Origin of the sequence: Pseudophaeobacter sp. 1A16562, from assembly GCF_041008785.1 — a bacterium.
GTDB classification, from domain to species: Bacteria; Pseudomonadota; Alphaproteobacteria; order Rhodobacterales; family Rhodobacteraceae; genus Phycobacter; species Phycobacter gallaeciensis_A.
The window spans coordinates 75,460-101,413 of sequence record NZ_JAXGFT010000009.1 but is presented as its reverse complement, the minus strand read 5'-3'; the positions used below and the strand labels follow the sequence as shown (position 1 = coordinate 101,413).

Annotated in this window: 24 protein-coding genes; 15 read left to right on the top strand and 9 right to left on the bottom strand. The window is 60.6% G+C overall.

All coding sequences use genetic code 11. The features are described 5' to 3' along the window. The first annotated feature begins 82 nt into the window (after positions 1–82). The 5 genes from SM764_RS13925 to preA all read left to right on the top strand — a co-directional run bounded on the left by SM764_RS13925 (position 83) and on the right by preA (position 4,569). The gene (locus tag SM764_RS13925) at positions 83–346 is read left to right on the top strand and encodes a DUF2312 domain-containing protein (RefSeq protein ID WP_065270531.1); all 264 of its coding nucleotides are present in this window, start codon (positions 83–85) and stop codon (positions 344–346) included. A gap of 213 nt (positions 347–559) precedes the next feature. Beyond that, on the top strand, positions 560–958 hold the full coding sequence (locus SM764_RS13920; protein WP_065270530.1) for a RidA family protein: 399 nt from the start codon (positions 560–562) through the stop codon (positions 956–958). Positions 959–1,078: 120 nt separating this feature from the next. Further along, positions 1,079–1,723, top strand: coding sequence for a cupin domain-containing protein (locus SM764_RS13915; protein ID WP_369002057.1), 645 nt, complete (start codon positions 1,079–1,081; stop codon positions 1,721–1,723). Between the two features lie 152 nt (positions 1,724–1,875). Next, positions 1,876–3,210: an NAD(P)-dependent oxidoreductase gene (locus tag SM764_RS13910; RefSeq protein ID WP_368948067.1), complete on the top strand. Its 1,335-nt coding sequence runs from the start codon at positions 1,876–1,878 to the stop codon at positions 3,208–3,210. Positions 3,211–3,264: 54 nt separating this feature from the next. Then, positions 3,265–4,569 carry an NAD-dependent dihydropyrimidine dehydrogenase subunit PreA gene (gene preA / locus SM764_RS13905; RefSeq protein ID WP_274829050.1) on the top strand — a complete coding sequence of 435 codons (1,305 nt, stop codon included), beginning with the start codon at positions 3,265–3,267 and terminating at the stop codon, positions 4,567–4,569. A gap of 87 nt (positions 4,570–4,656) precedes the next feature. Here preA and SM764_RS13900 read toward each other — a convergent pair whose 3' ends face one another. Continuing rightward, the gene (locus SM764_RS13900) at positions 4,657–5,271 is read right to left on the bottom strand and encodes a TetR family transcriptional regulator C-terminal domain-containing protein (protein ID WP_347508784.1); all 615 of its coding nucleotides are present in this window, start codon (positions 5,269–5,271) and stop codon (positions 4,657–4,659) included. 256 nt (positions 5,272–5,527) lie between these two features. Between SM764_RS13900 and SM764_RS13895 the strand changes: the two genes are divergently transcribed. The 7 genes from SM764_RS13895 (at position 5,528) to SM764_RS13865 (ending at position 12,528) form a co-directional block, all read left to right on the top strand. Further along, on the top strand, positions 5,528–6,778 hold the full coding sequence (locus SM764_RS13895) for a Zn-dependent hydrolase (RefSeq protein ID WP_065270525.1): 1,251 nt from the start codon (positions 5,528–5,530) through the stop codon (positions 6,776–6,778). Between the two features lie 57 nt (positions 6,779–6,835). Further along, on the top strand, positions 6,836–7,156 hold the full coding sequence (locus SM764_RS13890) for a hypothetical protein (RefSeq protein WP_274833427.1): 321 nt from the start codon (positions 6,836–6,838) through the stop codon (positions 7,154–7,156). A 38-nt stretch (positions 7,157–7,194) separates the two neighbouring features. Continuing rightward, complete coding sequence (gene hydA / locus SM764_RS13885) at positions 7,195–8,649, top strand: dihydropyrimidinase (protein ID WP_065270523.1); 1,455 nt, start codon at positions 7,195–7,197, stop codon at positions 8,647–8,649. Between the two features lie 68 nt (positions 8,650–8,717). Further along, positions 8,718–9,530, top strand: a complete 813-nt coding sequence (locus SM764_RS13880) for an ABC transporter ATP-binding protein (protein WP_065270522.1) — start codon at positions 8,718–8,720, stop codon at positions 9,528–9,530. A gap of 33 nt (positions 9,531–9,563) precedes the next feature. Further along, positions 9,564–10,481, top strand: a complete 918-nt coding sequence (locus SM764_RS13875) for an ABC transporter permease (RefSeq protein ID WP_369002056.1) — start codon at positions 9,564–9,566, stop codon at positions 10,479–10,481. After that, a complete protein-coding gene (locus SM764_RS13870) occupies positions 10,478–11,323 on the top strand; it encodes an ABC transporter permease (protein ID WP_274829054.1) in 846 nt (281 codons plus the stop codon). Before SM764_RS13875 ends, SM764_RS13870 begins: the two co-directional genes overlap by 4 nt. A 218-nt stretch (positions 11,324–11,541) precedes the next feature. Continuing rightward, positions 11,542–12,528, top strand: coding sequence for an ABC transporter substrate-binding protein (locus tag SM764_RS13865; RefSeq protein ID WP_065270519.1), 987 nt, complete (start codon positions 11,542–11,544; stop codon positions 12,526–12,528). Between the two features lie 97 nt (positions 12,529–12,625). On the opposite strand, the gene SM764_RS13860 is transcribed toward SM764_RS13865, so the two are convergent. The 8 genes from SM764_RS13860 to acs all read right to left on the bottom strand — a co-directional run bounded on the left by SM764_RS13860 (position 12,626) and on the right by acs (position 22,024). Beyond that, complete coding sequence (locus SM764_RS13860) at positions 12,626–13,126, bottom strand: flavin reductase family protein (RefSeq protein ID WP_368948074.1); 501 nt, start codon at positions 13,124–13,126, stop codon at positions 12,626–12,628. Positions 13,127–13,141: 15 nt separating this feature from the next. Beyond that, positions 13,142–14,596 (bottom strand): 3'-5' exonuclease, encoded by a 1,455-nt coding sequence (locus SM764_RS13855; RefSeq protein WP_369002055.1) that lies wholly within the window; start codon positions 14,594–14,596, stop codon positions 13,142–13,144. Further along, positions 14,596–15,111: a hypothetical protein gene (locus SM764_RS13850; protein WP_369002054.1), complete on the bottom strand. Its 516-nt coding sequence runs from the start codon at positions 15,109–15,111 to the stop codon at positions 14,596–14,598. The genes SM764_RS13855 and SM764_RS13850 overlap by 1 nt, the downstream gene beginning before the upstream one ends. A gap of 25 nt (positions 15,112–15,136) precedes the next feature. Further along, positions 15,137–16,960, bottom strand: coding sequence for a DUF294 nucleotidyltransferase-like domain-containing protein (locus tag SM764_RS13845; protein WP_369002053.1), 1,824 nt, complete (start codon positions 16,958–16,960; stop codon positions 15,137–15,139). 128 nt (positions 16,961–17,088) lie between these two features. After that, positions 17,089–18,870: a sodium:solute symporter family protein gene (locus SM764_RS13840; RefSeq protein WP_274829061.1), complete on the bottom strand. Its 1,782-nt coding sequence runs from the start codon at positions 18,868–18,870 to the stop codon at positions 17,089–17,091. Between the two features lie 2 nt (positions 18,871–18,872). Further along, positions 18,873–19,157: a DUF4212 domain-containing protein gene (locus SM764_RS13835; protein ID WP_065270513.1), complete on the bottom strand. Its 285-nt coding sequence runs from the start codon at positions 19,155–19,157 to the stop codon at positions 18,873–18,875. Between the two features lie 217 nt (positions 19,158–19,374). Then, a complete protein-coding gene (locus SM764_RS13830) occupies positions 19,375–20,058 on the bottom strand; it encodes an adenylate kinase (RefSeq protein WP_065270512.1) in 684 nt (227 codons plus the stop codon). A 4-nt stretch (positions 20,059–20,062) separates the two neighbouring features. Continuing rightward, complete coding sequence (gene acs, locus SM764_RS13825; RefSeq protein ID WP_369002052.1) at positions 20,063–22,024, bottom strand: acetate--CoA ligase; 1,962 nt, start codon at positions 22,022–22,024, stop codon at positions 20,063–20,065. Positions 22,025–22,525: 501 nt separating this feature from the next. On the opposite strand from acs, the gene SM764_RS13820 reads away from it, so the two are divergent. From SM764_RS13820 to SM764_RS13810, 3 genes are all read left to right on the top strand, one after another. Next, positions 22,526–23,542: a C4-dicarboxylate TRAP transporter substrate-binding protein gene (locus SM764_RS13820; RefSeq protein WP_065270510.1), complete on the top strand. Its 1,017-nt coding sequence runs from the start codon at positions 22,526–22,528 to the stop codon at positions 23,540–23,542. Between the two features lie 81 nt (positions 23,543–23,623). Beyond that, positions 23,624–24,295 carry a TRAP transporter small permease subunit gene (locus SM764_RS13815; protein ID WP_274829066.1) on the top strand — a complete coding sequence of 224 codons (672 nt, stop codon included), beginning with the start codon at positions 23,624–23,626 and terminating at the stop codon, positions 24,293–24,295. A gap of 9 nt (positions 24,296–24,304) precedes the next feature. After that, a complete protein-coding gene (locus SM764_RS13810) occupies positions 24,305–25,705 on the top strand; it encodes a TRAP transporter large permease (RefSeq protein WP_065270508.1) in 1,401 nt (466 codons plus the stop codon). The last annotated feature ends 249 nt before the right edge of the window (positions 25,706–25,954 follow it).

Sequence of the window (25,954 nt, the reverse complement as noted above, 5' to 3'; positions counted from 1 at the left end):
CTTTCCCGGCTTGCGGTGATCAGGCCGGACCGCTATCCCCTTTTATCGACCGCAATGACATGCCTTGCTGACGGAGCCGCACATGGATCTGACCGAAGACGAAAAGAGTGAAAACTACCGGGTGACCGCCGGGGAACTGCGCCAGTTCATCGAACGTTTCGAACGTCTGGACGCAGAAAAGAAGGACATCGCCGAACAGCAGAAAGAGGTGATGGCCGAAGCCAAGGCGCGCGGCTATGACACCAAGGTCATGCGCAAAGTTATCGCCCTGCGCAAGCGGGACAAGGACGACATCGCCGAAGAAGAGGCGGTGCTGGACATGTATAAAGAAGCGCTTGGCATGTAACTGCCAGCCGCTTTGCAGATTGAATTCTACCGCGCATCTCCTTTGGGTGCGCGGTTTTTCTTTGGTCCCTGGTATCAGCGCCGCAGGGCGCCGCACGGAAGCCGCCCGCAATGCAAATCGCTTCAGGTATGAAATTTTAAGCTTGAAATACTTTGCGCGCTGGCGGATATTGCCAGCAGCACTGCAAACAGAACCGAATTGAGGAGACAGGCAATGCCCGCAATCAATGTGCACCCCGAAGGCTGGAAGCCGGCCAAGGGCTATGCCAATGGCATGGTCGCCGAGGGCAAACTGCTGTTCGTCGGTGGGCAGATCGGCTGGACCGCAGATCAGGTCTTTGAGGCAAAAGACTTTATCGGTCAGATGAGCCAGGCGCTGCGCAATATCCTCGATGTGGTCGAGACTGCGGGCGGCGCGGCCAGCGATATCACCCGGCTGACATGGTATGTCACCGACAAGGCGGAATATATGGCGCATCAGGCCGAAGTGGGCAAAGCCTACCGTGACGTGATGGGCTATCACTTCCCAGCCATGACGATGGTTGTGGTCTCGGCGCTGGTCGAGGATGAAGCCAAGGTCGAGATCGAAGCCACCGCGGTTCTTTCGAACTGATCTCTCTGCCGGGCCAGATGCCTTTGGTTTTTGGCCCGCCGACACACAATTTGGTGAATTCGGTTGGAAATTCGCCCGGGATACCCCAGATCTGTCCCCGACAGATGAGGGGAGTCACAGATGCGGATCAATGCCGATTTTTCACAGCGTGTCGCGGTTCATTTTGACGATATTCCCTGGGTGCAAAGCCCGGCTGCCGGGGTCGAGCGGAAGATGCTTGACCGGATCGGCGAGGAAGTTGCCCGCGCCACGACCATCGTGCGCTTTGCGCCGGGCTCATCCTTTTCTGCGCATACTCATGACGGCGGCGAGGAATACCTCGTGCTGGACGGCGTATTTCAGGACGAAGCGGGGGACTTCCCGGTTGGTTCCTACGTGCGCAACCCGCCCACATCCCGCCACGCGCCAGCAGCTGCAGATGGCGCGATGATCCTGGTGAAACTGCACCAGTTCGCCCCCGAAGATCGCCAGACTGTTCATGTCGACACCACTGAGGCGCAGGATCCGCATCTGCCGCTTTACTCCGATCCGCACGAGGATGTGTGTTTGGTGAACTGGGCCCCCGGGCTGGAAGTCTCCTTCACGGCCGAGGGCGGCGCTGAGCTGTTCGTGCTGGAAGGAAGCTATCAGGACGGGGATGAAACCTTTGGCCGCTGGGACTGGCTGCGCCTGCCTCCGGGCGGGCAACTGGATGCCAAAGCGGGTCCAGATGGAGCGCGTGTCTGGATCAAATCAGGGCATCTGACCGAGATGGTGAAAAACTAAGCAAGCGTCTTTCGTAATATAAATCAACAGCATGTCGGCCATTTCTCAGAATTGGCCGATATTTTTTGGCCCGTCAAAAATTTTACCAGTTGATAAAAAAACAAACTGTGGCACTCTGACTTGCAGAAAAATAACAGTCAGGGAGACACCCAATGGCGAGTAGCCATCAGGCATCCGGGATCCAGGCTGGACGTTTGTCCGCCCCAGAGATCGCCGAGAATTTCGGGGATCTGCATGCCCCCTATGATCAGCACGAAGCCGCCGTTGCCGCGGATCGTTGCTATTTCTGCTATGACGCGCCCTGCATGACGGCCTGTCCGACCTCGATCGATATTCCGCAGTTCATTCGCGAAATTCAGGCTGGGCATCCGACGTCAGCGGCCAAGACCATTCTGGATCAGAACATCCTTGGCGGCATGTGCGCTCGCGTTTGCCCGACCGAGACCCTGTGCGAAGAGGTTTGCGTGCGCGAAACTGCCGAAGGCAAGCCGGTCGAGATTGGCCGTCTGCAGCGCTATGCCACCGATACGCTTATGGCCAAGGGCGAGCATCCCTTCACCCGCGCCGAGGCGACGGGCAAGCGTGTTGCGGTTGTCGGCGCTGGTCCTGCGGGCCTGTCGGCCGCGCACCGTCTGGCGATGCTCGGTCACGACGTCACCGTCTATGACAGCAAGGACAAGGCCGGCGGTCTGAACGAATTCGGTATTGCCGCCTACAAGTCCACCAATGATTTCGCCGCGCGCGAAGTCGATTGGCTGCTGCAGATCGGCGGTATTTCAATGGAATACGGCAAAAAGCTCGGGTCGGAGCTGTCGCTTGAGGCGCTGAAAGGCGACTTTGACGCGGTGTTCCTGTCCATCGGTCTTGGCGGCGTCAACGCGCTGCGCAGCGAAGGCGAAGACAAGGATGGCGTGCGCGATGCAGTGGACTTCATCGCCGATCTGCGTCAGGCTGACGATCTGACCACGCTGCCCGTGGGTCGTAATGTCGTGGTCATTGGTGGCGGCATGACAGCGGTCGATGCCGCTGTGCAGTCGAAACTTCTGGGCGCCGAAAACGTCACCATCGCCTATCGCCGTGGCCGCGATGCCATGGGCGCCAGCCGGTTTGAACAGGATCTGGCGGCCTCCAAGGGCGTCAAGCTGATGTTCAACGTGATGCCCAAGGCGATCCATGGCAACGGTGCCGCTGCCGAGATTGAGCTGGAATACACAGAGGTCAAGGATGGCCGCGTAACCGGCACTGGCGAGACCCTGCGCCTGGCAGCGGATCAGATCTACAAGGCGATTGGTCAGACCCTTGAGGGCCAGCCCGACGGGCTGGAGATCGACGGTGGCAAGATCAAGGTCTCGGAAACCGGGCGCACCTCGGTTGCCGGTGTCTGGGCCGGGGGCGACTGTGCCTCGGGTGGCGAAGACCTGACCGTGACCGCCGTGGCCGAGGGCCGCGATGCCGCAATGGACATTCATTCCAGCCTGATGGGCTAAGCCAGCCCGCTGTCGCGGTAGGGACAGCAGGCGAGCATGAAAAGGAACAGATAAATGGCTGATCTGACAACTGAATTTCTGGGGATCAAATCTCCGAACCCGTTCTGGCTGGCCTCGGCGCCGCCGACCGACAAGGAATACAACGTCCGCCGCGCCTTTGAGGCTGGCTGGGGCGGTGTGGTCTGGAAGACCCTCGGTTCCGAAGGCCCGCCAGTGGTCAACGTCAACGGGCCGCGTTATGGCGCGATCTGGGGCGCGGACCGGCGTCTGCTAGGTCTCAACAATATCGAGCTGATCACCGACCGCAGCCTTGAAACCAACCTTGAGGAAATCACCCGGGTCAAGAAGGACTACCCGGATCGTGCGGTGATCGTCTCCATCATGGTGCCTTGCGAGGAAGAAGCCTGGAAGGCGATCCTGCCCAAGGTCGAAGCCACCGGTGCGGATGGGATCGAGCTGAACTTCGGCTGCCCGCACGGTATGGCCGAACGTGGCATGGGCTCTGCTGTGGGGCAGGTGCCGGAATACATCCAGATGGTCACGGAATGGTGCAAGAAATACTATTCCAAGCCGGTGATCGTGAAGCTGACGCCGAACATCACCGATGTGCGCTTCCCGGCCCGTGCGGCCAAGGCAGGCGGCGGCGATGCGGTGAGTCTGATCAACACCATCAACTCCATCGTCTCGGTTGACCTCGACAACATGGCGCCCGAGCCGACCATCGGCGGCAAGGGCACCCACGGTGGCTATTGCGGCCCGGCGGTAAAGCCGATTGCCATGAACATGGTTGCGGAAATCGCCCGCGACCCGCAGACACATGGCCTGCCAATCTCGGCCATCGGTGGCGTCACCACCTGGAAAGATGCGGCTGAATTCATGGCGCTTGGCGCGGGCAACGTTCAGGTCTGCACCGCGGCGATGACCTATGGCTTCAACGTGGTGAAAGAGATGATCTCGGGCCTGTCCACCTGGATGGATGAAAAGGGCTACACCTCGACCCAGGACTTCATCGGCATGGCGGTTCCGAACGTGACCGACTGGCAGTATCTGGATCTGAACTATGTCGCCAAGGCGAAGATCAGCCAGGATGACTGCATCAAATGCGGTCGCTGTTTTGCCGCCTGCGAAGATACCTCGCACCAGGCCATCGAGATGAGCGAAGACCGCACATTCACGGTGAAAGATGACGAATGCGTCGCCTGTAACCTGTGTGTCAACGTCTGCCCGGTCGAAGGCTGCATCACCATGGAAGAGGTGCCCGCCGGTCAGGTCGATCTGCGCACGGGCAAGGTGGTGTCGGATCAATACGCCAACTGGACGACGCATCCGAACAACCCCTCGGCCACGGCTGCTGAGTGAGCTTTCGCTCTTAACAATCTGATAACAAATAAGGAGGGGCGTCCGGTGCGGGCGCCCCTTTTGCTGTTTCGGGTGGTGCGACGTGGTTTAACCCGTTGGCGTCAGCATGCGTCGATAGAAGGTATCCAGAAACGCAGGTGCTGCCTCGAACGGATCTTCTTCTCCCATCAGGGTGCGGACCTGAACGTCGAAATCCGCATAGTGCTGGGTCAGCGACCAGATCGAAAAAATCAGATGTTTGGGGTGGCTTGGTTGCAGTTTACCTTCGTCCATCCAGCCTTGGATCACGGCGGCTTTTTCCTCGACCAACTGTTTCAGATCGGTCGAAAGCGCCTCCAGCATACGCGGCGCGCCTTGCACGATTTCATTGGCAAACAGGCGGCTTTCGCGGGGGAAGTCCTGGCTCATCTGCAATTTGCGCTGCACATAGGCCAGCATTTCCTCCAGCGGCTCACCCTCGGGATCCAGTTCCCGCAAGGGATCCAGCCAGGTATCCAGAAGTTCCGAGAGCAGCGCGGTAAAAATCGCCTCTTTCGAGGGGAAATAGTACAGCAGATTTGGCTTCGACAGCCCGGCCTCACCCGCGATCTGATCCACGGTGGCGCCACGGAAACCATGGGTGGAAAACACCTCAAGCGCGGCGTCGAGGATGGCGGCGCGATTCTTTTTCTGAATGCGGGTTGGGGATCTGTCCTTGGGCATTGGCGGGTTTTCTGTCCTTGGGTGTCCGGGCGTCGGAAGAACGCCTCTATTTCACACATTTCACCTGTAAACCAAGTGTTTTCCCAGTCCTTGTGACGCAATTTCTTGACTGACTGCGCCCTCATGGTAGCTTGAGTTTGACCAGTTGGTCAAATCCGGTCCGAAAAGACTTTGACCAACGCTTCAAAGCCACCAAAATGGCGCCAAGCCAAAAATAGCCCGCAAAACAGACGGGACCAACAGGAAGGAAGCTGCGATGACGTCGCTTGGACAGAATCTGAAGATCAATGGCGATCGGCTGTGGGACAGTCTGATGGAGATGGCCAAGATCGGCCCCGGCGTTGCGGGCGGCAACAACCGTCAGACCCTGACCGATGAAGATGCCGAAGGGCGCGCCCTGTTCCAGAAATGGTGCGAGGATGCCGGATGCACCATGGGGCTCGATCAGATGGGCAATATGTTTGCCCGCCGCGAAGGCACCGATCCCGATGCGCTGCCGGTCTATGTGGGTTCGCACCTTGATACCCAGCCAACGGGCGGCAAATACGACGGCGTGCTTGGTGTTCTGGGCGGCCTCGAATTAATCCGCTCGCTCAACGATATGAATATCAAGACAAAACACCCCATTGTGGTGACCAATTTCACCAATGAGGAAGGCACCCGTTACGCCCCGGCGATGCTGTCGTCCGGGGTTTTTGCGGGCATCCATACGCAGGACTGGGCTTATGACCGCGAAGACGCGGAAGGCAAGAAATTCGGCGATGAGCTGAAGCGGATCGGCTGGCGCGGCGACGAAGAAGTTGGTGCCCGCAAGATGCACGCCTTCTTTGAACTGCATATCGAACAGGGCCCGATCCTTGAGGCCGAAGGCAAGGATATTGGCGTTGTCACCCATGGGCAGGGGCTCAGCTGGACGCAGGTGACGATCACCGGCAAGGATGCGCACACCGGGTCGACCCCGATGCCGATGCGCCGCAATGCCGGCCTTGCCATGGCGCGGGTGCTGGATGCGGTGGACGAAATCGCATGGTCCCATGCGCCGCATGCGGTTGGCGCGGCAGGTCATATCGATGTCTTCCCCAATTCGCGCAACGTGATCCCCGGCAAAGTGGTTTTCACTGTCGATTTCCGCAGCCCCGAGCTGGAGGTGATCGAGGATATGGAACTCCGCCTGCGGGAGCAGGGACAGGAAATCGCTGATGCCATGGGCGTTGAGATCGAATTCGAGAAGGTCGGCGGCTTTGATCCGGTGAAATTCGATGATGCCTGCGTGACGGCAGTGCGCAGCGCCGCCGAGCGGCTGGGCTATTCCCACCTCGACATTATCTCGGGCGCCGGCCATGATGCCTGCTGGATCAACCGCGTGGCACCGACCGCAATGGTCATGTGCCCCTGTGTCGACGGGCTAAGCCACAATGAAGCCGAAGAGATCAGCAAGGACTGGGCCGAAGCAGGGGCAAACGTCCTGTTCCACGCCGTGGTCGAAACTGCTGAGATCGTGGAATAATCCGGTGACCCTCAAGCCCATGTTCCGGACCCTGCTGTTGCGGCGGATGGTCCTACGGTGATCGGCGCCGACCTCTCCATCCCCGATCGGATCAAACATCTGATCGAGACGGAGGTCGCCGAATTCCCGATCACCAGTAACGTGGGCTTTGAAACCCTTGCCGCCTTTCGCAGCGCGCTGTGCGAGCCGGAAGAGGTCACCGTCAATTTTTCCGGCGGCCTGACACAGGACTGTTGGGCCGTCACCCAGCCGAATGGCGACTACCGGGTGATATATCTGCCGCTGGCGGGCTACTTCTCGCTTTGCGTTGAATCTGTTTTCGGCCCGCTCGACATCGGCGTACACGGACATGCAATCGGTTGTTTCAGTTCAGTCTGAAACGGATCGAACATATAAATAACAGGGAGTTAGAAACCATGAGTAAAGTCATCAAGAACGGGACCATCGTCACGGCTGACCTCACCTACAAGGCCGACGTGCTGATCGAAAACGGTGTGATCACCGAAATCGGCCCCGATCTGAAGGGTGACGAGCAGTTGGACGCGACCGGCTGTTACGTGATGCCGGGCGGGATCGACCCGCACACCCATCTGGAAATGCCTTTCATGGGGACCTATTCCTCGGATGATTTCGAAAGCGGCACCCGCGCAGGTCTGGCGGGCGGCACCACCATGGTTGTCGACTTTGCCCTGCCGAACCCGGGCGAAAGCCTGCTGGATGCGCTGAAACGCTGGGACAACAAATCGACCCGCGCCAACTGCGACTATTCCTTCCACATGGCCGTGACATGGTGGGGCGAGCAGGTCTTTGACGAGATGAAGACCGTGATCGAAACCCGCGGCATCAACACCTTCAAGCATTTCATGGCCTATAAAGGCGCGCTGATGGTGAACGATGATGAGCTGTACTCCTCGTTCCAGCGCCTGTCGGAACTGGGCGGTATCGCCATGGTGCACGCTGAAAACGGCGATGTGGTGGCCGAGCTGAGCGCCAAACTGCTGGCCGAGGGCAACAACGGCCCCGAGGGGCACGCTTATTCCCGCCCGCCGCAAGTCGAGGGCGAGGCCACCAACCGTGCCATCATGATCGCCGATATGGCCGGTGTGCCGCTTTACGTGGTGCATACCTCCTGCGAGGACAGCCACGAGGCCATCCGCCGCGCCCGCATGCAGGGCAAACGCGTCTGGGGTGAGCCGCTGATCCAGCACCTGACGCTGGATGAAAGCGAGTATTTCAACCAGGACTGGGATCACGCCGCCCGCCGGGTGATGTCGCCGCCGTTCCGCAACAAAAAGCATCAGGACAGCCTCTGGGCGGGCCTTCAGTCCGGCTCGCTGTCGGTGGTGGCCACCGACCACTGCGCCTTCTCGACCGAGCAGAAACGCTATGGCGTGGGCGATTTCACCAAGATCCCGAATGGCACCGGCGGCCTTGAAGACCGTATGCCGATGCTGTGGACCCATGGTGTTGAAACCGGCCGCCTGACGCCGAATGAATTCGTGGCTGTCACCTCGACCAACATCGCCAAGATCCTGAATTGCTATCCGAAAAAAGGTGCGGTTCTGGTGGGCGCCGATGCCGATCTGGTGGTTCTGGACCCGAACAAGACCAAGACCATCAGCGCCGAAACACAGCAGTCCTCCATCGACTACAACGTCTTCGAAGGCAAGGAGGTCAAAGGTCTGCCGCGCTTTACCCTGACGCGCGGCCATGTCGCCGTCTACGACGGGGAGATCCGCACGCAGGAAGGCCACGGCAAATTCGTCGAACGTGAGGCCAACACCACCGTCAACAAGGCGCTGTCGACCTGGAAAGAGCTGTCCGCGCCGCGTCCGGTGGAACGGTCCGGTATTCCGGCAACCGGCGTGTAATTGGTATCAAACAGGAGACGGGCCTCCGCACATGGTGGCCCGGCCTCCCGTCCTATTAAGGCAACGACATGAACAACGAAACGACTACCCAGGCCGGATCCCCCCAGGCCGTCGTCGAAGCGCGCAACCTGGACCTGGTGTTTGAAACCAACGACGGGCCGGTGCAGGCGCTGAAGGATGTAAACCTCACCATCAACAAGGGCGATTTCGTCAGCTTCATCGGCCCCTCGGGCTGCGGCAAGACCACCTTTCTGCGGGTGATGGCGGCGCTGGAACACCCGACCGGTGGCAGCATCACGGTTAACGGCATGACCCCGGATGAGGCGCGCCAGAAACGCGCCTATGGCTATGTGTTTCAGGCGGCGGGTCTTTATCCCTGGCGCACCATCGCCAAGAACATCAAACTGCCGCTTGAGATCATGGGATACTCAAGGGAAGAGCAGGACAAACGCGTCGCGCAGGTTCTGGAACTGGTGGAACTTTCCGGTTTTGGCGGCAAATACCCCTGGCAATTGTCCGGCGGGATGCAGCAGCGGGCCAGTATCGCCCGGGCGCTGGCCTTTGATGCCGATATACTGTTGATGGACGAACCCTTTGGTGCGCTGGATGAGATCGTGCGCGATCACCTCAACGAACAGCTGCTGAAGCTTTGGGCGCGTACGGACAAGACCATCGGTTTTGTCACCCACTCGATCCCCGAGGCGGTGTACCTCAGCACCAAGATCGTGGTGATGTCGCCGCGTCCGGGCCGGATCACCGATGTGATCGAAAGCACCCTGCCAAAGGAACGGCCGCTCGATATTCGTGACAGTCAGGAATTTATCGACATCGCGCACCGGGTGCGCGAGGGTCTGCGCGCGGGGCATTCCGATGACGCATGACCGCACGTTGATCCCGAATGGGGAGGGCAGGGCATGAAAAGCTTTTTTGCCGTTCTCACCGTTGTCGCCGCTATCATTGCCTTCTGGTATGCAGCCTGCGTTCCGATGAACATCAAGGGCGTTCTGGATCAGGCAGAACGGGCAGGGGCCGAAATCACCCCGGCGACTGCCAAGGAACGCCGTGACATGGGCACCTTTGGCCTGGTGGCGCAGAACACTTTTGCCATTGGTGACACCTGGGCGCAGGACCGCCCGCGCCTGCCCGCGCCACATCAGGTCGCGGTGGAGCTGTGGAAAACCACGGTGCAGAAAAAGGTCACCTCAAAACGCAGCCTGATCTACCACGGGCAGGTGACGCTCTCCGCGACGCTGCTTGGTTTTGCCATCGGCACGGGCCTGGGGATCCTTCTCGCCGTGGGTATCGTGCATTCCAAGGTGATGGATATGTCAGTGATGCCTTGGGCCATTGTCAGCCAGACCATTCCGATTATCGCTCTGGCACCAATGATTATCGTGGTGCTTTATTCCATAGGGGTGCAGGGGATCTTGCCAAAAGCGATCATCTCGGCCTATCTCAGTTTCTTCCCGGTCGTTGTTGGCATGGTAAAGGGCCTGCGCAGCCCCGATAGCATGCAACTCGACCTGTTGAAGACCTACAGCGCGAGCACATCGCAGGGCTTCTGGAAGCTCCGGTTGCCGTCCTCGCTGCCGTATCTCTTTGCTTCGCTCAAGATCGGCATCGCGGCCTCGCTGGTGGGTGCCATCGTCGGGGAACTGCCGACTGGTGCGGTTGCGGGCCTTGGCGCGCGGCTTCTAGCGGGCAGCTACTATGGGCAAACAGTGCAGATCTGGTCGGCGCTGTTCGCAGCGGCCATTCTTGCGGCGCTTCTGGTGGCGCTTCTGGGTCTGATCGAACGGGTTGTTCTTAAACGCATGGGGATGAGCGCATGATCGAAGTTGTTTTTGCTGCTCTGGTCTGGATTGCGGGCTGGTGGATCAACAGCCGTTTGGCCAATAGTCCCGCGGCCAAGACGCAAGCTGTGAAGCTGGCCGTTCCGCTGATCTTTGGCGTGACCGTGCTGATCGTCTGGGAACTGCTGGTACGAGGGCTTGAGGTTTCCATGGTGATCCTGCCTGCGCCTTCGCTGATCGCGGCGCGTTTTGCCACCTCGATCCCGATCCTGTGGCAGGATTTCTCCCAGACCTTCATCAAGGGGGCTTTGTCCGGCTACATCATGGGCTGCGTGGCTGCGCTGCTGATGGCGGTGGCTGTGGATCGCAGCGACTTCCTGCGCCGGGGGCTGCTGCCCGTGGGCAACTTTGTCGCGGCCCTGCCGATTGTCGGTACCGCGCCCATTCTGGTGATGTGGTTCGGTTTTGACTGGCAGTCCAAGGCGGCGGTTGTCGTGGTCATGGTCTTTTTCCCGATGCTGGTGAACACGGTTGCCGGTCTTCGGGAAACCTCGGCCATGCAGCGCGACCTGATGCAGACCTACGCGGCGAGCTATTGGCAGAGCTTTTTCAAGCTGCGCCTGCCGGCCGCGCTGCCCTTCATCTTCAACGGGTTGAAGATTTCCACGACGCTGGCGCTGGTGGGGGCAATCGTTGCGGAGTTCTTCGGCTCGCCCACCGTGGGCATGGGCTTCCGGATTTCCACCAGCGTCGGCCAACTGGCGCTGGATATGGTCTGGGCCGAAATCCTGGTGGCCGCGCTGGCCGGGTCCGCCTTTTACGGCGTGATCGCACTGGTCGAGAAAACACTGACCTTCTGGCACCCTTCGCAGCGGGGCTGAAGAGTGATCCACCACCCGGAAATACGTCTTCGGGTGGTGGCAAAAACGGCGCTGCGGCCCATGGTTGAACGGTAAAAATGCCGTGGATAGCATGGGCGCAGCGCGCTGCTTAATCCTTGCGCGCGGGCAGCGATGCCCAAGTTTGATATAGAAAAAAACTTTGAACAAATGGTCAAATTCGCGCAAGCTCTATCCATAACAACAGGGAGAACCTACCAATGAAACACATTCTGACAGCCGCCGCGCTGGCGCTTGGCGCAGCCGGAGCCGCGCAGGCAGCCGACGACGTTAAGCTGCAGTTGAAATGGGTGACACAGGCACAGTTCGCTGGCTATTACGTGGCGCTCGACAAAGGGTTTTACGAAGAAGAAGACCTGAACGTCACCATCCTGCCTGGCGGCCCGGATATCGCTCCGACGCAGGTGATCGCAGGTGGTGGCGCTGATGTGACCGTCGAATGGATGCCTGCCGCGCTGGCAGCCCGCGAAAAGGGCCTGCCGCTGGTCAATATCGCACAGCCGTTCAAGTCCTCGGGCATGATGCTGACCTGCTGGAAAGACACCGGCATTTCCGAGCCTGCGGACCTGGCCAACAGGACCCTGGGCGTGTGGTTCTTCGGCAATGAATTCCCCTTCATGAGCTGGATGAGCAAGCTGGGCATCTCCACCGAAGGTAAGGGTGAGATGGGCGTCGAAGTGCTGAAGCAGGGTTTCAATGTGGACCCGCTGCTGCAGCGTCAGGCCGACTGCATCTCGACCATGACCTATAACGAATACTGGCAGGTCATTGACGCAGGCGTCTCCCCGGATGAGCTGGTGACCTTCAAGTACGAAGATCAGGGCGTCGCGACGCTGGAAGACGGTCTTTATGTGCTCGAGGAAAACCTCAGCGACGAAGCCTTCACCGACAAGATGGAGCGTTTCGTGCGCGCCTCGATGAAAGGCTGGAAATACGCCGAGTCGAACCCGGATGAAGCGGCCGAGATCGTGCTGGACAACGACGCCTCGGGCGCACAGACCGAAATGCACCAGAAGCGCATGATGAGCGAAGTTGCCAAGCTGACCGCAGGTAGCAACGGCGCGCTGGATGTGGCCGACTATGAGCGTACGGTTGAAACCCTGCTGACAGGCGGTTCTGCCCCGGTGATCACCAAGACGCCCGAAGGCGCCTGGACCCATGCCATCACCGATGCAGCCCTGAAATAAGGCTTTTCGGGCACGGCCCGGATTAAAATGACCCGCCGCTGCGCTCTGCAGTGGCGGGTTTTTTCATGCCTGTTTGGTTGAAGCCTGGGCTGGCGCCTCAGGATTGTTCCAGGAACCCGCCGTAAAGCCCCTGTTTGAAAACCAGCCCTTTGCCCGCCTGCCTGGTGAAGCCGATCACTTGGCCGAGGATGATCGTGTGATCGCCCGCGTGATGGGCGCTGTGGGCGGCGCAGTCAAACCGCGCAATCACTCCATCAAGGTGTGGTGTCCCATCCTCGGCGGCTTGCCAGTCAACCGGGGCAAAATCATCGCCGCTGCGGGCGAAATGGATCGCCAGATCCAGCTGGTCCTGCGCCATGACATGAATGGAAAACCGCTGCGCCGAGACAAAGGCATCGTGCCGCAGGGAACTGCGCGCCGGGCACCAGAGCAGCAGGGGCGGATCCATCGACACCGAGGTGAAACTGTTGGCGGTGATCGCCAGCGGCCCGTTTTCCGTCAAGGTGGTGATCACGGTGACGCCAGTCGCGAAACATCCCAGTGCGTCGCGATAGGCCCGGAGGGTCTCCGGGCCGGGGGTGATTGTGGTTTCCGGCATGTCGCGCGCCTTCTGTCAGGTCTTGCTCCCGACCTGCCATGCGTCGCCCTGTTTGTCCACAGGGTTCAGGTCCTGCAAAAGGCGACCGTGCTGGCGTGTCTGCGCGACCACATCCCTCAGCGTGGTAAACCCGCGTGCCTCCAGCATCGGCAGCATCCGGCACAGGACCTCGGCCGTGGCGCGGGCATCGCCAAGCGCGGTATGCCGCAGCGCCGCCGGGATGGTCACATCCAGCCTCTCACAGAGTGCATCCAGCGTATGCGGCACCGAGGCGCCGAACAGGACCGCGCTCAGCAGCACCGTATCCAGTACCGGGTGATCCCATGTCAGGCCGCTTTTCTTGGCGGCGCGGCGCAGGAATGCCATGTCAAAGGGCGCATTATGCGCGACGATTACCGCGTCCGTCGCGAAATGATGGAAGGTGGCAGAAACGCTTGTGATGTCGGAGGCGTCTTTCACCATGGCATCGGTGACACCGTGCACCCGGGTGGAGGCCGCCGGGATCGGCGCGCCGGGATTGACCAGAAGGTCCAGAGTTTCACCTTCGACGATGCGGCCGCGCAGAACCCGCAGCGCACCCAACTGCACAACGTGGTCCTTATGCGGCAGCAGACCGGTGGTTTCGGTGTCAAACACGGCAAAAGACAGATCGGACAGGGGCCTGTCCTCGATCCTGCGCGTCGCGGGATTGAGCAGGGCAAAGTCATAGATTAGCGGGCGGGCGGCCTCGGGTGGGATTTCCGCCTCGGCGCTGTCAAAGATCACGACATAGCCATGCGAATCCCCGAGCGGTTTCAGCTGTACGCCATAGGTCTGGCGTCCATCGGTGCCGGTGATACGGGCGCTGACCTCCTTGCCGGTGCGGATCATCTTCTTATGGGCGGCCTCCAGCAGGTCGCGTTCGAGGTAGTCACCCAGCGAGGCGCCAAGGCGGGCAGGGGCGATCTGGGACAGAACCGCCGCGGCCTGCGCGTCATATAGAACGATCCGGTGATCGGGCGCCGCCATCACGGTAGCAACGGGAACCTCGGAGAGTAGCGTTGTCAGCCGGGCCTTTTCCGCCTCCAGCCGCGCGGTCTCGCGGGCGATGGCCTCGGCGGTGGATAGGGTCGCAGCGCCCAGCTGCCCAGCCAGATCCGAGGCCGCCGGGGCCAGATCGCCAAGGTAGCGTGCGGTGTTTTGATCCAGCGCGGAGGTGACGCCACCATGGGCCCGTGCGCGCAGATGCGCGGCCAGCCGTTCGATCGGCTTGGCGACGTTTTCATCAAACAGCAGCCAGATCCCGGCGCAGATCCCAAGGATGGCAAAGAGGCTGAGCGCGCCGGAAAACATGAAGGCATCCAAAAGCTCTGGCGCGGCGGCCCGGGTATAACCGATCCACAGGGCGACCACGACGGCGGCGATTGCGGCAAGCGCGATCAGGCAGAAAAACAGGAAGATCCGCAGTCTGAGGCTCAGCCGTGTCAGCATCAGACCGCTCCGCAGAATGTGGTCAGAAGACCGTCGTTTTCGGGCGGGGTGATCCAGTCAACTGCCGCATCATTGGTCCCAAAGGCGCTGCCCGAGGCCACCACGGCGCGGCGCCAGCCGGTGCAGTCCAGCCGCGCGGTCAGGGTGCTGACAGGGGACCAGCGGCCAAAGAAATAGACCTCGGCCAGGTATTGTCCGGGCAGCTCGGCATGGCTTTTCGCGCTGGCCACATCAACCGCGGCGAACCGTTCAGTATAGGGCACAAGATAGGTCCAGGGCCGGTAAAGGCTGCGGTTCTGACCGGTTTCAGCCACCACGACCCCATCGGGCAGGGACGCGCGGGTGCGATCGTACCAGCCGTATTCCGAAGCAATGGTAACGCCGATCATTGCCAGGGCAGCGGCTACAGGCGCCAGCCATTTTGGCAGCCGTCCACCGCTGATCCGTCCCGCCAGCATGACGACGCCTGCCACGGCAATACCGGCAAAAATCACCGCGATCAGTTCCAGAAACATCCGTGTTCCTCCCTCGTTGCTGGCCTCAGCCCAGCATCCCCTTGCCGTGTCCCAGCGCCGATTGCATGGTCTTTACCACAACAAAGGCATCGCGCAGATGACTTCGCTCAAAATCCGACAGATCGGAGGGCGCCAGGAAGTTGTCGGGCGCTGTACCGCTGCGAATCTGGTCCGCCTGATGGGTCAGCCGGGTTTCGGCAATCAGATCATAGGCATCCAGCAGATCCCGCGCGCCGGAAGGGCTAAGAACCGAGGTCAGCGCCGCCGCCTCCAACCGGGCGCGGGTGTTCACCGGGGTGAGCCGCGCCTGCAAGGCATAGATCCGCCCTAGGTCCACCACCGGCACCACGCCGTTGTGTTTCAGGTCCAGCGTATTGCGATGCTCACCCGAGCGGATAGTGGCAATCCCGCGCAAGAGACCAAGCGGCGGCGTGTGTTTCAGCGAATTCGAAATCATATGGGCGGTAAAGATGGAGTTGGCACTGGCCGCCTGTAGCACTTCCTCTTGCAGGCCGTCGAACAGATCACGGCTGCCGCCGATGGGGCGCAGGTCGAACATCACCGAGGCCAGCATCTGCGCCATGGGATCGGGGGTCTTGATCCAGCCCTCGAAATATTGCCGCCATATGCGCAGGGGCTGACGCCAGCGCGGGGTGGTCGCCATCATGTCGCCGGGGCAATAGACATAGCCGCAGGTATTGAGCCCGTCGCAGACGAAACGCGCCAGCGCCTCGAAATAGGGGGAGTCATCCTCTTGCATGGCATCATCGATCATCAGGCAGTTGTCCTGATCGGATACGCCGGTCTGTTCCTGCCGCCCCTGCGATCCGCAGGCCAGCCACAGGTAAGGCACGGGCGGCGGGCCAAGGCGCTCTTCGGCCAGCGCCAGCAGGCGCCGGGTGGCGGCATCGGCGATATCGGTGATCAGGCGGGTGACCACCTCGTGCCGGTTGCCGCCAGCCACCAGTTGCAGCAGCAGGGCCGGAATGCGGTCGCTGACCCTGGCCATGGCAGCGGCATCCGGAGCGCTGGCGATTTCGGCAATCATCTCGGCCGAGCTCATCGCCTGAAGGCGCGTCAGGTCGGTCTGGGTGACGATCCCCGACAGCTTGCCCGCATCCACCACGGGAACATGGCCGATCCGATGCTCCATCATCGCGTGCAGCACATCGGATGCGATGGCTGAGGAAGGCAGCGTCAGTGGATCGCGCGTCATGATCCGCGCAACGGGGGTGGAGATGGGCAGGCCCTCTGCCAGAACCTTTTCGGTCAGGTCGCGGTTGGTGAGAATGCCTTCCAGCGTGTCTCCATCGGTCACGCAGACTGAAGAGATATGATGCTCCCGCATCAATTGCGCGGCGCTTTGACAGGTGAGGCCGCTGGAGCAGGTGATCGGCTGAGTGGCCATGAAATCAGCAACCCGGCGGGTGGCAAGGCTGCTTTGCGCAGGTCCGCCCGGGCGGCGACGGTCGAAAAAGCGCGCCACCTTGGGTTCGGCCTGCATCAGCGCATCGAAATCGGCGCGCGGCAGGAGCAAAAGCGCGCTCTCGGCGTTGGCAGAGGCGGTGGTAACAGCGATGCCGTCCCGGGTGAGACCACGCTCGCCAAAGGAATTGCGTGGCCCCAGGATGGAGACGGCCATACCGTTCTCGTCAAAGACTTCCACCTCGCCGTGATGCACGAGGTAGAGACCCTGCATTGGCGCACCAAGGGCATAGATCTCTTCGCCCGCATTGGCGTGGATCACCTCGAACTTCGGCGCAAGCTGCGCAAGGCGCGCGGCATCTAGGCTGTCATAGGGGTGCACCGTCTTCAGGAACTGGATCAGACCGTCTGGGGAAAGGGGCATGTCAAAAGCCTGTTGGATAAGCCGGGATAAAAGTCATCCTGCCCGAGTGTGCCCGGACAGGATGGTGAGGAAAAGAGGGCGGGCCAGAATACCGAGGGAGGCGGCCCGCCCGGGGAGGAAACCCTCGATCAGTGGTCCTGGGCAGCCCCTGCACCGCGCGGGATGCGGACGCTTTCCACCAGCTCTTCGATCTCGGCCGGGATGGCGTCGGTCGATTTGGACACGAAATAGGCCACCGCAAAGTTCACCATCGCGCCAACCGCACCAAAGGAGGTGGATTTGATGGTGCCCAGCAGCGGATCTGCATCCGTGAAGCTGTTGGTGCCAGGGATGAAGAACCAGCCCTTATGCAGGAAGATATAGATCAGCGTGACCAGCAGACCTGCGATCATGCCTGCAACCGCGCCTTTGTTGTTCACCTTGGTGAAGATGCCCATCATCAGCGCCGGGAAGATCGAGGCCGCCGCCAGACCAAAGGCCAGCGCCACGGTCTGCGCTGCAAAGCCCGGAGGGTTGAGGCCCAGATAGGTGGCCACCGCGATGGCAACCGCCATGGCAACACGGGCCGAAAGAAGCTCGCCTTTTTCCGAGATGTTCGGATTGATCGAGCCCTTGATCAGGTCGTGCGACACCGCCGAAGAGATCGCCAACAGCAGACCCGCCGCAGTAGACAGCGCCGCCGCCAGACCGCCTGCAGCCACCAGACCGATCACCCAAGAGGGCAGGTTGGCGATTTCGGGGTTGGCCAGCACCAGGATATCCCGGTTGAACTTGGTCAGCTCATTACCCTGCCAGCCGTTCTCCTCGGCTTTGGCCTGCATCTCGGCGTTCTTGTCGTTGTAATACTGGATCTTGCCGTCGCCGTTCTTGTCTTCCCAGTCCAGCAGGCCGGTTTTCTGCCAGGTGGCCATCCAGTCATAGCGGGCGTCATTCTCGATCTGCTCGACCGAGACCGCTTCGCTGTTTGTGCCATTGGGCCACATCATGTCGGTGATGTTGAGACGGGCCATGGCGCCAACAGCCGGGGCAGTCAGATACAGCAGCGCGATGAAGACCAGCGCCCAGCCTGCGGACCAGCGTGCATCGGACACCTTGGGAACGGTGAAGAAGCGCATGATCACGTGCGGCAGACCGGCTGTACCGATCATCAGCGACAGGGTGAACAGCACCATGTTCAGCGTATCGGCGTGGTGGGCGGTATATTCATTGAAACCCAGCTCGCGCACGATGGCGTCGAGTTTCGCCAGAAGAGGCTCACCCGAGGCAACGTGATCGCCAAAGAGACCCAACGCCGGGATCGGGTTGCCGGTCAGTTGCAGCGAGATGAAGATGGCCGGAATTGTATAGGCCATGATCAGCACGACATATTGCGCGACCTGCGTATAGGTCACGCCCTTCATGCCGCCGAAGACCGCATAGGCGAAGACCACACAGGCACCGATCAAGAGACCGGCGGTGTTGGAGACCTCAAGGAAGCGACCAAAAGCGACGCCCACGCCAGTCATCTGACCGATCACGTAGGTGGTGGAGGCGACGATCAGGCAAATCACCGCCACGATACGCGCGGTCGGGCTATAGAAGCGATCGCCGATGAATTCCGACACGGTGAACTTGCCGAACTTGCGCAGGTAAGGCGCCAGCAGCAGCGCCAGCAGCACGTAGCCACCGGTCCAGCCCATCAGGAAGGAGGAATTGTCATAGCCGGTAAAGGCGATGAGGCCCGCCATCGAGATGAAGGAGGCTGCCGACATCCAGTCCGCTGCCGTGGCCATGCCGTTGGTGACGGGATGCACACCCCGGCCGGCCGCATAGAATTCAGATGTGGAGCCAGCACGGGCCCAGATCGCGATGCCGATGTAGAGCGCAAAGGACGCGCCCACGAACAGCAGGTTGATGGTAAACTGATCCATGATCATTCCTCCTCGACGCCGAATTCACGGTCGAGACGGTTCATCCGCCAGGCGTAGAAAAAGATCAGGCCCAGGAAGACCAGGATCGATCCCTGCTGGGCAAACCAGAAGCCCAGGTCGGTGCCGCCGACGGCGATGCCCGAGAGCATCGGGCGCAGCAGAATGCCGAAACCGAATGAAACGACAGCCCAGATCACCAGGCTGATGAGAATGATGCGCACATTGGCCTGCCAATAGCCCTTGTCGGCCTCGGCTGCCTTTGCGGCATTGGTTGTGTGGTCCGCCATGGCGGCTCCTCCTTGCTACGGGTTCTGCCTGCCTTGCGCCGGGCGCTGGGCAAGCCTTCTCTGTTTGCCTGCGTTGCCCGCGTTGAAACGGGCAGCCATCAGGCATTAGTCCTTTGGTCGCCAAAGCGAGCTTTGGCGGGTCCATCGGGTATTTCAGGGTTTGGGATGGCCCCCCGGCGGCCGCAGAGCCGACCGGGGATCCGGTTATTGGCCGGGCCTAGGGCGCGGCGGTCTTTACAATCTTTGCCAACCCTTCGGCGACCGCATCGATCTGGCCCATGGCGTCGATCTTCTGCAGCACGCCCTTGCCGTCGTAATAGGCGATCAGCGGGGCTGTCTGTTCGTGATAGGCCGCAAGACGGCTTGCCACGGTTTCGGCATTGTCATCGGCGCGCCGCTTCATCTCGGTGCCGCCGCATTTGTCGCAGGTGCCAGCAACTTTCGGCTGTTTGAACGTGTCGTGATAGCCTTCGCCGCAGCCGCCGCAGGTGTAGCGCCCGGCGACGCGGGTCACCATGGCATCGTCGTCGACCTCGAGGCTGATGGCAGCGTTGATCTTCTGACCGGTTTCGGACAGCAGCGCATCCAGCGCCTCGGCCTGAACGGCGGTGCGGGGGAAACCATCCAGAATCACGCCCTTGGCGCAGTCGGGTTCGCCCAGACGGTCGCGCAGGATGGCGATCACGATCTCATCAGAGACCAGACCACCGGATTCCATCACGGATTTCGCGGCTTTGCCGGCCTCGGTGCCTGCAGCCACGGCGGCGCGCAGCAGATCACCGGTCGACAGCTGCACCAGACCAAAGCTGTCTTCCAGCATGCGGGCCTGTGTGCCCTTCCCGGCGCCCGGAGGGCCGAGAAGGATCAGAACGGCAGGGCGGGTCATCACATTCGTCGACATGCGGTTACCCCTTGTTTGCGCGGTTGGCGATGAGATCGTCCACCACCGACGGATCGGCGAGGGTCGAGGTATCACCCAGCGAGGCAAAGTCGTTTTCGGCGATCTTGCGCAGGATGCGGCGCATGATCTTGCCCGAGCGGGTTTTCGGCAGGCCGGGTGCCCATTGGATCACGTCCGGGCTGGCAATCGGGCCGATCTCGGTCCGAACCCAGGTGCGCAGCTCCTTCAGCAGTTCGTCCGAAGGTTCGCGGTCGTTCATCAGGGTGACATAGCAATAGATGCCCTGTCCCTTGATCTCATGCGGGTAGCCCACCACGGCGGCCTCGGCCACTGCGGCATGCGCCACCAGCGCACTTTCGACCTCGGCGGTGCCCATGCGGTGACCGGAGACGTTGATCACATCATCGACGCGGCCGGTGATCCAGTAATCGCCATCTGCGTCGCGGCGGCAGCCGTCACCGGTGAAGTAATAACCCTTGTAGTCGGCGAAATAGGTTTTCTCGAACCGTTCGTGATCGCCCCAGACGGTGCGCATCTGACCGGGCCAGCTGTCCTTGATGCACAGTACACCTTCGACACCGTTGCCTTCGATCTCTTCTCCGGACTGCGGATCCAGAACCACCGGTTTGACGCCAAAGAAGGGCTTCATCGCCGCGCCGGGTTTCAGCGCATGGGCGCCGGGCAGGGGGGTCATCAGATGGCCGCCAGTCTCGGTCTGCCACCAGGTGTCGACGATGGGGCATTTGCCCTTGCCGACGACATCATTGTACCAGTTCCAGGCTTCCGGGTTGATCGGCTCACCCACTGTGCCCAGCAGGCGCAGCGAGGACAGATCGCATTTCTCGACCCATTCGTTGCCCTGACCCATCAGCGCGCGCAGAGCGGTGGGAGCGGTGTAGAACTGGTTGACCTTGTGCTTTTCGCAGACCTGCCAGAAGCGGCTGGCGTCGGGGTAGGTCGGCACGCCTTCAAACATCAGAGTGGTGGCGCCATTGGCTAGCGGACCATAGACGATATAGCTGTGGCCGGTAACCCAGCCCACGTCGGCGGTGCACCAGTAGATATCGCCATCGTGGTAATCAAAGGTGATCTCATGCGTCATCGCCGCATAGACCAGATAGCCGCCGGTGGTGTGCACCACGCCCTTGGGCTGACCGGTCGAGCCGGAGGTATAGAGGATGAACAGCGGATCCTCAGCGTTCATCTCGGCAGGCTTGCAGTAGTCGTTCGCCTCGATCGCCATCTCGTTGTAATCGAAATCGCGCCCGTCGATCCAGGTGGTCTGGCCGCCGGTGCGTTTCACCACGAGGCATTTCACCGTGTCCTTGCAATGCAGCAGTGCCGCATCTGCGTTGGATTTCAGCGGCGTCTTGCGGCCTCCACGGGGGGCTTCGTCGGCGGTGATGACAACCTTGGCGTCCGAGCCGTTGATCCGGGCCGCCAGCGCATCGGGGCTGAAGCCGGCAAAGACGATGGAGTGGATGGCGCCGATCCGGGCGCAGGCCAGCATGGCATAGGCGGCCTCGGGGATCATCGGCATATAGATCACGACCCGGTCGCCTTTGCGCACACCCATGGTTTCCAGGATGTTGGCCATCCGGCAGGTGCGGCGGTGCAGTTCCTTGTAGGTGATGTGCTGAGCGGCCTCGTTCGGGTCGTCCGGCTCGAAAATGATGGCGGTCTGGTCGCCGCGGGTCTCCAGATGGCGGTCGATGCAGTTGGCGGCCACGTTGAGCGTGCCATCGGCATACCAATTGATCGACACGTTGCCGAAGTTGTAGTTCACATCCTTCACCGAGGTGAAAGGCTTGATCCAGTCGATCCGTTTGCCCTGTTCACTCCAGAACCCTTCGGGATCTGCGATCGAGGCCGCATACATCTCTTCGTATTTGGCGGCGTCCACATGGGCGCGCGCAACAACGTCGTCCGACGGCGGATACACTTTGCCTTCAGGCTGCGTGGTCATCTGGTGTCCTCCCTGACTTCCCTTCAGTTTGTCACCGGACAGCCACGGGGGCCGGGTGTCAAACCGTTTCCTTCCTCGATGGCCATAATAGGGAAAGTTGAAAATTTGTGAATAAGGGGCCGGAAAGTAACGATTTGTTTGTGAATGAATTTCCTGTGCGCCTTGCGCCTGTAAATTTTCAGGGCAAAATCCCTGCAAAACCCAATTTTTACGGGTGATTGGGAGTCAACGATACCGGCACTCTGCCTGGGCGGGTATGGGGCTTCTGTGCAAGATTTCCGAAGGGAGGGGGTGGTTGCTGTCGATGCGGACATGCGGCAAATCGCGCGCGGATCCGCACGCCGTACCTTTTGCCGGGTTCTGAGGTGGGCTCACGGAGCTGTCAGCAAAACGTCCGGGCCGGGGCTTGGCAGTGCGCCGCCTTACAGGTAGCTTACTGCGCAAGCGTTCCAAAGGACAATGTCCACGACTGCAAGGAACGCAGAATGGGAGAGATACAACATGAATAAACTTCTGACTGCCGCCGTGGCGGCTGCCGCGGGATTTGCAATTGCCGGTGAGGCCGCTGCGACCGAATGGAACGTGTCGGTCTGGGGCAAACGCCGCGCCTTTACTGAGCATGTCGAGAAACTGGCCGAACTGGTCAGCGAAAAGACCGATGGCGCCTTTACCATGAACGTCAGCTATGGCGGCCTGTCGAAACCGCGTGAGAACCTGGACGGGATCTCCATCGGTGCCTTCGAAATGGCACAGTTCTGCGCCGGCTATCACCGCGACAAGAACCCGTCGATCACCGTGCTGGAGCTGCCGTTCCTGGGCGTGAACAACCTGGCCGAAGAAGTTGCCGTCAGCCACGCTGTCTATGCACATCCCGCCGCTGCCAAGGATCTGGCGCGCTGGAATGCCAAGCTGCTGATGACTTCGCCCATGCCCCAGTACAACCTGGTCGGCACCGGCGAGCCCCGCGACGAGCTGGCTGAATTCGACGGCATGCGTGTGCGCGCAACCGGTGGTTTGGGCAAGGCCTTCGAAGCCGTGGGCGGGGTCCCGACCTCGGTGCCCGCGACCGAAGCCTATAACGCGATGGAATCGGGCGTTGTTGATACGGTTGCCTTTGCGCAGCACGCGCATCTGTCCTTTGGCACCATCAACAAGGCAGACTGGTGGACCGCGAACCTGAACCCCGGCACCGTGAACTGCCCGGTTGTGGTCAACACCGATGCCTACGACATGCTGAGCGATGCCGAGCGTGAGGCGCTGGACAGCTCGGTTGACGAGGCGATTGCGCATTACCTCGACAACTACGGCAAGCTGCTGACCAAATGGGACAGCGTGCTGGAAGAAAAAGGCGTTGAGAAAGTCATGATTTCGGAAGAACAGCTGGCCGCGTTCCGCGCCAAGGCTGCCGACCCGATCCGTGAACAGTGGATCAAGGACATGACCGCTCAGGGCATTCCGGGCCAGGAACTCTATGACCTGGTGATGAAAACTCTGGAAGACACACGCGCGGGCAACTAAATCCCGCGTTGCAGGGGCAGGCCGGGACCACTCTCCCGGCCTGTTTTTGTTTCCGTTCTCTTGAAATGAAAGGTGGGGGCCATGGCGGGAAACGCCGCGGTATTGGAAGACGACAGTCTTGTCAGTCGTCTTGACAGACGTTTGTTGCAGGTCGAACAGGTGCTGGCGCTGATCAGCGGTCTGGCGGTCTTTTCTCTTATGGTGCTGGCAGTGGTTTCTGTGGGCGGGCGGAATGCCTTTAACGCCCCGCTGCCGGGGTATGTCGACTGGATCGAACAGGCGATGCCGCTGATCGCCTTCATGGGCATTGCCTATGTGCAGCGCGAAGGTGGTCATATCCGTATGGATATCGTGATTGGTGCCCTGCGCGGCCGGGCCCTGTGGCTGTTCGAACTGTTCTCGGTGCTGTTGATCCTTGCGTTGATGATCTGCCTCGTCTGGGGCAGCTGGGCGCATTTTGCGCGTTCGTTCGATTTCGCCGCGCCCCTGTGGAGCCGTGACAGCTCGATCGACATCGGTATTCCACTCTGGCCGGCCAAATTGCTGGCGCCGGTGGCCTTCTCGGTTCTGTGCTTGCGTCTTGTGCTGCAGGTTTGGGCCTATGGGCGGGCGCTGGTTCTGGGGCTGGACGCTCCGGCAGCAGTGCCGCTGATTCAGGATGCCGCCGCGCAGGCCGCCCATGAGGCAGAGATGCTGACCGGCCATGACGACGCGCCCGGCGACGGCGCCGACAGCCGAAACTCTCAAGGATAGGAAAAGCACATGGAACCGATTGAAATCGGCCTGTGGGTCACGGGTTTTCTGTTGATCCTGGTCGTCACCGGCATGCGCGTTGCCTTTGCCGCAGCTCTGGCCGGTCTGGTGGGGCTGACATGGATCTTCTGGGCCAAGTTTGGCTATGATCCCTCCCGCTTTACAAAGGCGCTGACCATTGCCGTTAAAACCGCCGGGCAGGTGCCGCATTCCAAGGTCTCAAGCCAGGCATTGTCGCTGATCCCGACCTTCATCCTGATCGGCTATCTGGCCTATTACGCAGGTCTGACCAAGGCGCTGTTTGAGGCAGCCAAACGCTGGATCGCCTGGTTGCCGGGCGGGCTTGCGGTTTCGACCGTTTTTGCGACCGCCGGCTTCGCCGCCGTGTCTGGCGCCTCTGTTGCGACTTCGGCGGTGTTCGCACGGATCGCGATCCCGGAAATGCTGGCCATCGGATATAACAAGCAGTTCGCGGCTGGCGTTGTGGCAGCAGGGGGCACGCTGGCCTCGCTAATCCCGCCCTCGGCGATCTTGGTGATCTACGCCATCATCGTTGAACAGGACGTGGGCAAGCTGTTGCTCGCGGGCTTTATCCCCGGCGCCTTCTCCGCAGTGATCTACGGGCTGCTGATCGTCGGCATCGCGATGATCTTCAAAACCGTCGGCCCACCGGTCAAAGGCTTCACTTGGAAGCAGCGGTTTGCGGCCCTGCCGGGCGCGCTGCCGATCATGTTCGTGGTCGTGATCATCATCTTCTTTGTCTACAATCCCTTTGGCGAAGCCTGGGGCACCCCGACAGAAGGGGGCGCACTCGGCGCCTTTGTGGTCTTCCTGATGGCGCTGTGGCGCGGCATGAAATGGGCCGAGCTCAAGTCGGCGCTGCTGGAAACTGCGAAACTGGCGGTGATGATCTTCTCGATTATCTGGGGCGTTCTGATCTACGTGCGCTTCCTCGGTTTTGCCGATCTGCCGGGCGCGTTTTCGGACTGGATCACCTCGCTTGAGATGTCGCCGATGCTGATCCTGATCTGCATCCTCTTGGCCTATGCGGTGCTGGGGATGTTCATGGACGCCATCGGGATGCTGCTGCTGACCTTGCCGGTTGTCTACCCGGCGGTGATGGCGCTGAACGGCGGCGAAGCCGTGTCGGCTGCGGATAGTGCATTCGGCATGAACGGCACCATGTGTGCGATCTGGTTCGGCATTCTGGTTGTGAAGATGGCTGAGTTCTGCCTGATTACACCGCCAATCGGGCTCAACTGCTTTGTTGTGGCCGGTGTGCGGGATGACCTGACGGTGCAGGACGTGTTCAAGGGCGTGACACCCTTCTTCATCGCCGATGCCATCACCATCGCGCTGCTGGTCGCCTTCCCGGGGATTGTGCTCTACCTGCCATCGCTGGCTGGATAAACGCAAACCGCAGCACAAAGAAAGCATGCCGTCCCTCATTCTGTGAGGGGCGGTTTTTTGTTTGAAAGCCGGAAAATGGGTAGCGGGTATGCCTTGGGGTACTGGCTTTTCCTGATTCGAAACGCCGGTGCGATCGTTAAATGTACGATAAATGAAACTGCGGTCGCAATGCGATCACTTTGCTGCCTGCTCATTTTTTGAGCGTTATCCTTTTGAAAAGTAAGTAGACATCCCAATCCACATGCGAAA